The organism is Faunimonas sp. B44 (genome assembly GCF_052655945.1).
In genome coordinates this window covers 76,084-84,313 of the sequence record NZ_JBQYEX010000006.1, presented here as the reverse complement: position 1 = coordinate 84,313, position 8,230 = coordinate 76,084, and the positions used below count along the sequence as shown (strand labels likewise).

The following is an 8,230-nucleotide window of genomic DNA, read 5'->3' as shown; positions in this document are numbered from 1 at the left end:
GCAACGCGATTCGCTTGACGCTTTTCGGGGGCGGGGGCGCGGCGGGATGGCGGCCGCAGCCGGGGCCGCAGCGCGCGGGCAGCCGCGGCTACGCTGCGCCTCCGGGCGCCTTGCGGGCGCGTGCCGGGCGGGCCGTCGCCCGCGCCTCGCGGTTGAGCGCCACCGCCGCACGGACGAGGACCTTCAGCGCCTCACCGTCGATCGTCTCGCCTTCGCGGATGTCGATTGCGCGGCGGGCATTGCCGTCGAGGCTCGCATTGAAGAGGCGCGCGGGATCGGGAAGCGAAGCGCCCCGGGCGAAGGTGAGCTTCACCTTGTCCCTGTAGACTTCGCCGGTGCAGACGATGCCGTCATGCTCCCAGACGGGCACGCCCGACGGGTTCGACGGCTTCCGCCACTTCACCGCTTCGACGATCTCCGGATCGGCTTCCCGGATCAGCCCGCGCACAAGCGCCAGCGCCTCGCCCCGCCAGTCGGGAAGCGAGGCAATGCGGGCATCGATGAGGGAGGTGGGAGAGGGATCCGCCGGCCCTTGCAATGCGTGTTCGTGCTGACTCATGTCGGAGAATTCCTCACATCCGCTCCCCCGGCAATTCGCTCGCCTGCTTCACCCAATCCGTGAAGCGCTCCTCGTCGAGCGGCTCGCCTTCGTGGAGGTGGAGGTAGCGCACGTCCTTCTGCCTGGAGCCTTCGGGCGGGAGGGGGTCGAGCGCCGCGCCGCGGAAGAAGGCGACCTTCACGTATTTCGCGAAGCAGTGGAAGCTCAGGAACCAGCCCTCGTCGTCGGCGCCGTAGAAGGGCGAGTTCCACTTCACGGCCTTGCGGACACCGGGGACGGCGCGGGTGACGAGCGCGTCGATGCGGCGCCCGACCTCCTGCTTCCAGCCGGGCATCGCGGCGATGTAGGCCGCGACCGGCGCGTCGCCGTAGCCCTTCGCGATCTGCGGATTGCCGCCGGAGAGGAGGACCGGGCCATCGCCTGCGGCGGCGGGCGGCGCCGATGCGGGCTTGCGCGGCCGGCGCGCCTTGGCGGCGCCGCCCTCCCCGGCCGCACCGCCCGCACCCCGCGCAGCGGCCTTCACCGGTTTCCCGGACTTCTCCCCGGCCATGTCTCCCTCCGCGCTTCGGCCCGCGAACCGTCGGAACGGATCATCGGCGATGCGGGCCGCGCGTCAACCCGGCGGCGACTGCCTCAGAGCGGCCAGACGAGGAGCAGCAGGGGGACGCTGACCACGACCACGACGATCTCGAGCGGCAGGCCGAGCTGCCAGTAATCGCCGAAGCGGAAGCCGCCGGGGCCGAGGATCAGCGTGTTGTTCTGGTGGCCGATTGGGGTCAGGAACGCGCAGGACGCGCCGACCGCCACCGCCATCAGGAAGGAATCGGCGTTGACGCCCAGCGCGGCGGCCGTGCCGATGGCGATCGGGCACATCACGGCGGCGGTCGCGGCGTTGTTCATCACGTCGGAGAGGAACATCGTCACCACCAGGATGAGGGTGAGCCCGGCGACGGCATGGCCCTGGACGACCGTATCGAGCAGGAAGCGCGCCACGAGGCCCGCGGCCCCGGTCGTCTCCATCGCGCCGGCGACCGGGATCAGCGCGCCGAGCAGGACGACCACCGACCAGTCGATCGCGTCGTAGACCCGGCGCGGCGGCACGGTCCCGAACGCCATGGAGGCGAGCGCGCCCATCGCGAAGGAGATCGCGGCCGGCACGAGGCCGAGGGCGGCGCCGCCCACCGCGCCGGCCATGATGAGGCTCGCAATGAGCGCCTTGCGTGGGTCCGGGATCCGCAGCGCGCGCTCGGCGAGCGGAACGCAGCCCATCTCCGCCGCGAACTCGGCAAGCGCCTCCGGCGGACCCTGCATGAGCAGCAGGTCGCCCGCCGCGATCCGGAGCGTGCGCAGCCGCGTCCGCACCCTCACGCCCTTGCGCGAGACCGCGAGGAGGTTGAGGCCGTAGCGGGTGCGCAGGCGCATGTCCGTCGCCGAGCGCCCGACGATGTCCGCCCGCGGCAGGACCACGAGCTCGCGCAGCACGATCTCCTCGGAAGCGGCGTTCCTCGCCTCCTTCGCGTCGCCGGCCTTCTTCTCACCGTTGCCGACCGGGGCCGTGGCACTTTCGGGTTCGGCCGGATCGGCCGCAAGCTCGCCCGCCGCCGCCACGGCCGCGGGCGTTTCCCGCTCCTCCTCGAGCTTGAGGTCGAGCGCGGAGAGCACCTCAGGGAGCGCGGCGGCCTCCGCCTCCAGCACGACGATGTCGCCGGCGGCGACCTGCCGCCCGCCATGCGGCGCGATCATCCGCACCTCGTTGCGCACCAGCCCGACGATCTGCGCGCGGGAATCGCCGATCGCGTCCTCGATCTCGCGGAGGGTCATGCCGACGGCGCGACTCTTCTCCGGCACCCGGGCCTCGGTGAAATAGGCGCCGGCCTCGAAGTCGCCGTCGGCCTGCTTGCGGGTGGCGGGCACCAGCCGCCAACCGATCAGCACGATGAAGGCGATGCCAGCCACCGCGACGGCGAGACCGACCGGGGTGAAGTCGAACATGCCGAAGCCGGCGACGCCGGTGCGGGCACGAAAGGCTGCCACGATGAGGTTCGGCGGCGTGCCGATCAGCGTCGTCATGCCGCCGAGGATCGTCCCGAAGGCGAGCGGCATCAGCACCCGCCCGGGCGGCAGGTCGAGCCGGCGCGCGAGCTGCACGGCGACCGGCATGAGGAGCGCCATCGCGCCGACATTGTTCATGAAGCCAGACATCGCGGCGCCGAGCCCGACCAGGGCGGCGAGGCTCAGCGTCGGGCCGGCCTCCTTCCTGAGGACGCGCCGGGCGATCGCATCGACGGCGCCGGAATTCTGCAGGCCCTGGCTCAGCACCAGCACGCAGGCGACCGTGATCACGGCGGGGTGGCCGAAGCCGGCGAAGGCCTCGCCGGGCTCCACCAGCCCGGCCAGCACGCAGGCGAGCAGCGCGCCGAGCGCGACCATGTCGTGGCGCCAGCGGCCCCACAGGAACATGGCGACGGTCGCTGCGAGGATGACAAGAATCAGGATCTGGGCGGTGCTCATCGACGCTCTTGATCATCCTGCCGGCGCGCAGGCAAGCGCAGGTTGCGGCAGGTCTGAAGCGCACCATGCTGCCGGCCGGACGCCGCCGTCAAAGGCGCGCGGCCGACGAAGGCGCATCCGCCCGAAGGGTGGCGCGGCCGCTCCGCCGATGGTGTAGGCTCGGGCTCGGGCTCGGTCGGGTCATTGGGGGAGCGGGAGGACGTATGGCGGATCACTGGCCCGAACTTCCCTATGGCGCGTGGCGGGAGACCTGTTCCGCGCTGCATCTCTACACGCAGATCCTCGGCAAGTACCGCCTCGCCCGCACGCCCTGGGTGAACCATTCCTGGCACGCCACCCTCTACGTCAACGCGCGCGGCTTCACCACGGGGCTCGTGCCGGACAAGGCGGCGGGGGTGGAGATCGTGCTCGACCTCGTCGGCCATGCCGTCACGGGGGCGACCACGGACGGCCGGACGGGCCGGTTCGACCTCGGGCCGATGTCCGTCGCCGCGTTCCACGCCCGCTTTCTCGATCTCCTGGCCACACTCGGGGCGACCACGGACTTCCACGGCCGGCCGAACGAGGTGGCGGACCCGATCCCGTTCGCGGCGGACACGGCGGAACGGCCCTACGACGCCGACGCTGCGAACCGCTTCTTCCGCGCCTGCGTCAGCGTGGAGCGGGTGCTCGCGCGATTCCGTACCGGCTTTCTCGGCAAGGTCAGCCCGGTCCACCTGTTCTGGGGCAGTTTCGACCTGGCGGTGACGCGCTTTTCGGGGCGGCGCGCGCCGCTTCATCCGGGCGGCATCCCGGCGCTGCCGGATGCGGTGACGTGCGAGGCCTACAGCCACGAGGTCTCCTCGGCCGGCTTCTGGCCGGGCGGGGGCCCCATCGACTACGCGGCCTTCTATTCCTACGCCTACCCGGCGCCGCCCGGCTTCGCCGAGGCGCGCGTCGCGCCCGAAGCGGCGCGCTTCGACACCGCGCTGGGCGAATTCCTGCTGCCCTACGACGCGGTGCGGCGGGCGAGCGACCCGGAGGCGGTGCTGACGGCGTTCCTGGAGAGCACGTACCACGCCGCCGCCGATCTCGGGCAATGGGACCGCGCGAGCCTCGAATGCGCGCCCGGCCTGCCGCGCCGGCCGCGGCCGTTGTGAGACGCAGCTGCCAACAGGAAGGCGGACATCATGGACATCGCCAAAGGCCAGGACCTCCCGATCGAGCGGGAGGAGGGCGAAAGCAAGGGCCGCTACGTGATGCGGCGCGACGGCGCCACGGCGGAACTGACCTATTCGCGGGCGGGCGCGCGCATGATCATCATCGATCATACGGGCGTCCCGGACGCCTTTCGCGGCCTCGGCGTCGGCGAGGCGCTGGTCCGCCGAGCGATCGAGGACGCCCGGGCGGAAGGGCGCACCGTCATCCCGCTCTGCCCGTTCGCGAAGGCACAGATCGAACGGCACCACGAATGGCAGGACGTGCTGCAGCGCTGACGCGCCGCGCCCGTTCCGGCCGCCCTCCCCGAGAGGCTGGCCGTCGGCGCCGACGGCCCTAAGGTAAGCGGACGGGCTGGAGAGGATATTCGATGACGACGATACTCGGCATTTCGGGAAGCCTCAGGAAGGCATCGCTGAACAGCGCCCTCCTGCGGGCGGCCGCGGAGCTGATGCCGGACGGCGCGACGCTCGACGCGGACGGGATCGCGGGCATCCCGCTCTATGACGGCGACGTTGAGGCGGCGGAGGGCATCCCGCCCGCCGTGGCGGCGCTGAAGGCGAAGCTCCGCGCCGCCGACGGGCTGCTCCTCGTCACGCCGGAATACAACAACTCGATTCCCGGACCCTTCAAGAACGCGATCGACTGGATGAGCCGCCCGCCGGGCGAGATCAAGGAGCATTTCGGCGACAAGCCGGTGGCCGTGATCGGCGCCTCGGGGGGATATTTCGGCACGACGCTGGCGCAGGCCGCCTGGCTCCCCGTGCTGCGCACGCTCGGCACCCGCCCCTGGTTCGGGGCCAAGCTGATGCTGCCGCGCGCGCAGACGCTCCTAAACGCGGAAGAGGAGCTCGCCGACCAGGCGACGCGCGAACGGCTCGCGGCGTTCCTGGCCGGCTTCGTCGCCTTCGCGAAGGGCTGACCGGCGGCGCCCGAGGCTCCGCCTAGCGGTTCTCGATGCGGCGGCGGAGACGCTCCTCATGCTCGGCGACTTCGGGCGTCACGGCGTCGCCGAAATCGGACATCTCGTAGAGCGGGCGGATCTCGATCTCGCTCGGGCCGGGCATCGGATTGGGGCAGCGCTTCACCCACTCGACCGCCTCGGCCATGTCCTTGACTTCCCAGAGCCAGTAGCCCGCGACGAGTTCCCGGGTCTCCGCGAACGGCCCGTCGATCACCGTGCGAGACGCGCCGTCGAAGGCGACGCGCTTGCCGTTCGACGAGGGCTTCAGGCCGTCGCCGGCGAGCATCACCCCGGCGTTCACCAGCTCCTCGTTGAACTTGCCCATCGCCTCGAACATTTCGGTCTCGGGCATCAGGCCGGCTTCCGAATCCTCGGTGGCCTTCACGAACACCATGACACGCATCGTCTCATCTCCTGTGCTTGACGGCAGGCCGAAGGGGCCTCCCTGCCACCACGACGAACGGACCCCCGCCGGATCGACATCGCTGCATCATTTTTTTCGGGCAGACATGCCCGGCGCGCCGGGAAGCAAATAACGACCATGTTCATGGACGTCGTGAGCCGGCGACATAGATTGCCAGACGGCGCGCATGTCCGCCGAGAGGCGAGGAGGAGCCGCATGAACACGCATACATCCGATTTCCGCAGCGTCTCGACCGCCGCCGCGGCGGAGGCGCTCGCCGCCCGCTTCGCGCGCGTGCGCGCCCAGTCCGAAGCCCTTGCCGCCCCGCTCGCTCCGGAAGACCAGGTCGTGCAGTCGATGCCCGACTGCAGCCCGACGAAATGGCACCTCGCCCATGTCAGCTGGTTCTTCGAAACCTTCCTGCTGGTGCCGCATCTCCCGGGCTACCAGGTCCGCCACCCGCAGTTCGCCTATCTCTTCAACTCCTATTACGAGGCGGCCGGGGCGCGCCACCCGCGCTTCGAGCGCGGGCTGGTCACCCGGCCGACCGTCGCCGAAGTGGCGCAGTACCGCGCCCATGTCACCGGGGCGATGGAGCGGCTCCTCGATCGCGTGGAGAGCGGCGCGGCCGCGGACCTCGTGCCGATCGTCGAGATCGGCATCAACCATGAGGAGCAGCACCAGGAGCTGATCCTCATGGACATCCTGAACCTCTTCTCGCGCAACCCGCTGAGGCCCGCCTATGCGGAGCGGAAGGAAGCGCCCGGCGCCGCGCCGCCCCTGCAATGGCACGCGTTCCCCGGCGGCATCCGGGAGATCGGGCATGACGGCAACGGCTTCGCCTATGACAATGAAGGGCCGCGGCACGAGGCCCTGCTCCGTCCGTTCCGGCTCGCCTCGCGCTGCGTGACCAACGCGGAGTGGCTCGCCTTCATGGAGGACGGCGGCTACCGCCGCCCCGATCTGTGGCTCGCGGACGGCTGGGCGACGGTGAACCGGGAAGGCTGGCGCGCGCCGCTCTATTGGGAGGAGGCGGACGGCGGCTGGCAGGCGATGACGCTCACCGGGCAGCATCCGGTCGAGCCCGACGCGCCGGTCTGCCACGTCTCCTTCTACGAGGCCGACGCCTATGCGCGCTGGGCCGGCAAGCGGCTTCCCTCGGAGGCGGAATGGGAAGTCGCCGCCGACGGCATCGCGGCGGCCGGCAACACGATGGGGAGCGGGTTCTTCCGCCCGCTTCCGGCGGGGCCGGTCGAAGGCGGGCCCGCGCAGATGTATGGCGACGTCTGGGAATGGACCGCGAGCTTCTACGGCGCCTATCCCGGCTACCGGCCCGCGCCGGGCGCGATCGGCGAGTACAACGGCAAGTTCATGTGCAACCAGATGGTGCTGCGCGGCGGCTGCTGCGCGACGCCCGACGGCCATGTCCGGCCGACCTACCGCAACTTCTTCTACCCGCACCAGCGCTGGCCCTTCGCCGGGCTGCGGCTCGCGGAGGACGCATGAGCGCCGCAGCACAGCGCGCGTACCGGCAAGCCGCCCGGGCGCCGGACGAACCCGACAACCGTTTTCTCCGCGACGTGCTCGACGGGCTCGCCCGACAGCAGAAGGCGATCCCGCCGAAATATTTCTACGACGCGGAAGGCTCGCGGCTCTTCGACGCGATCTGCGCGCTCGAGGAATATTATCCGACCCGGACGGAGATCGGCATCCTGTCGCGGCACGCTCGCGAGATCGCGGGGGCGATCGGACCCGGCGCCGTGCTCGTGGAGTTCGGGGCCGGATCGGCCGTGAAGGTCCGGCACATCCTCGACGCCGCGCGCGATCTCAGGGCGTTCGTGCCGATCGACATTTCGGGCGAGCACCTCATCGAGGCGAGCGGAGCGCTTGCGGCCGACTATCCCGGCCTCACCGTGCTGCCGGTCGTGGCCGACTTCACCGGCCCGCTCGCGCTCGACAGCATGCTGCCGGCAGGCCGCCGCGTCGGCTTCTTTCCCGGATCGACGATCGGCAATTTCGACCCGCCGGAGGCAAGCGCGCTCCTCGGGCGCTTCGCGGCCGCGCTCGGGCCGGGCGCCGGCCTCGTCATCGGCGTCGATCTCGAGAAGCCGGTGCCGGTGCTCGAGGCCGCCTATGACGACGCACGCGGCGTGACCGCCGCTTTCAATCTGAACCTGCTTGGGCGCATCAACCGGGAGCTCGGGGCCGACTTCGACCTGTCCGCCTTCGCGCATCGTGCCGTCTGGAACCCCGAAAGCCGGGCCGTCGAGATGCACCTCGTCGCCAGCCGCGCGCAGCGGGTGACGGTCGCCGGCCAGACGTTCGACTTCGCCGCCGGCGACACGATCCACACCGAGAGCTCCTACAAATACACCGTGCCCCGGTTCCATCGCATTGCAGAGGCGGCCGGCTGGCGCGCAGACCGCCTCTGGACCGATCCGGACCGCCTCTTCAGCCTGCACTACCTCACCACTTCGTAGTCCCTCCCGCGCCCGCCGGCGGAGCCCGGGCGCGCGTGCGGGCGCGCTTTACCGCCCAATGCGGCAGGCATAGAGTCCCTGCACAAGTCACGGTGCGCAGCGCCGAAGGGGGACGT

Annotated in this window: 9 protein-coding genes; 5 read left to right on the top strand and 4 right to left on the bottom strand. The window is 71.0% G+C overall.

Annotated features, from left to right (window positions below):
* Positions 1-88: 88 nt before the first annotated feature.
* From ACUN0C_RS12850 to ACUN0C_RS12840, 3 genes are all read right to left on the bottom strand, one after another.
* Positions 89-559, bottom strand: a complete 471-nt coding sequence (locus tag ACUN0C_RS12850; protein ID WP_445466776.1) for a DUF1801 domain-containing protein — start codon at positions 557-559, stop codon at positions 89-91.
* A 13-nt stretch (positions 560-572) separates the two neighbouring features.
* On the bottom strand, positions 573-1,109 hold the full coding sequence (locus ACUN0C_RS12845; RefSeq protein ID WP_445466775.1) for a DUF1801 domain-containing protein: 537 nt from the start codon (positions 1,107-1,109) through the stop codon (positions 573-575).
* Between the two features lie 83 nt (positions 1,110-1,192).
* Complete coding sequence (locus ACUN0C_RS12840; RefSeq protein ID WP_445466774.1) at positions 1,193-3,070, bottom strand: SLC13 family permease; 1,878 nt, start codon at positions 3,068-3,070, stop codon at positions 1,193-1,195.
* Between the two features lie 203 nt (positions 3,071-3,273).
* On the opposite strand from ACUN0C_RS12840, the gene ACUN0C_RS12835 reads away from it, so the two are divergent.
* From ACUN0C_RS12835 to ACUN0C_RS12825, 3 genes are all read left to right on the top strand, one after another.
* Entirely contained in the window at positions 3,274-4,209 is a 936-nt protein-coding gene (locus tag ACUN0C_RS12835) for a DUF5996 family protein (protein ID WP_445466773.1), read from the top strand.
* Positions 4,210-4,239: 30 nt separating this feature from the next.
* Positions 4,240-4,545, top strand: coding sequence for a GNAT family N-acetyltransferase (locus ACUN0C_RS12830; protein ID WP_445466772.1), 306 nt, complete (start codon positions 4,240-4,242; stop codon positions 4,543-4,545).
* A 92-nt stretch (positions 4,546-4,637) separates the two neighbouring features.
* A complete protein-coding gene (locus ACUN0C_RS12825; RefSeq protein ID WP_445466771.1) occupies positions 4,638-5,189 on the top strand; it encodes an NADPH-dependent FMN reductase in 552 nt (183 codons plus the stop codon).
* 22 nt (positions 5,190-5,211) lie between these two features.
* Here the strand turns inward: ACUN0C_RS12825 and ACUN0C_RS12820 are convergent, their stop codons facing one another.
* On the bottom strand, positions 5,212-5,634 hold the full coding sequence (locus tag ACUN0C_RS12820; RefSeq protein WP_445466770.1) for a YciI family protein: 423 nt from the start codon (positions 5,632-5,634) through the stop codon (positions 5,212-5,214).
* A gap of 216 nt (positions 5,635-5,850) precedes the next feature.
* Between ACUN0C_RS12820 and egtB the strand changes: the two genes are divergently transcribed.
* Together egtB and egtD are read left to right on the top strand one after the other, a co-directional pair.
* Positions 5,851-7,140 (top strand): ergothioneine biosynthesis protein EgtB, encoded by a 1,290-nt coding sequence (egtB, locus tag ACUN0C_RS12815; protein WP_445466769.1) that lies wholly within the window; start codon positions 5,851-5,853, stop codon positions 7,138-7,140.
* Positions 7,137-8,114 carry an L-histidine N(alpha)-methyltransferase gene (gene egtD / locus ACUN0C_RS12810; protein ID WP_445466768.1) on the top strand — a complete coding sequence of 326 codons (978 nt, stop codon included), beginning with the start codon at positions 7,137-7,139 and terminating at the stop codon, positions 8,112-8,114. Before egtB ends, egtD begins: the two co-directional genes overlap by 4 nt.
* Positions 8,115-8,230 lie beyond the last annotated feature (116 nt).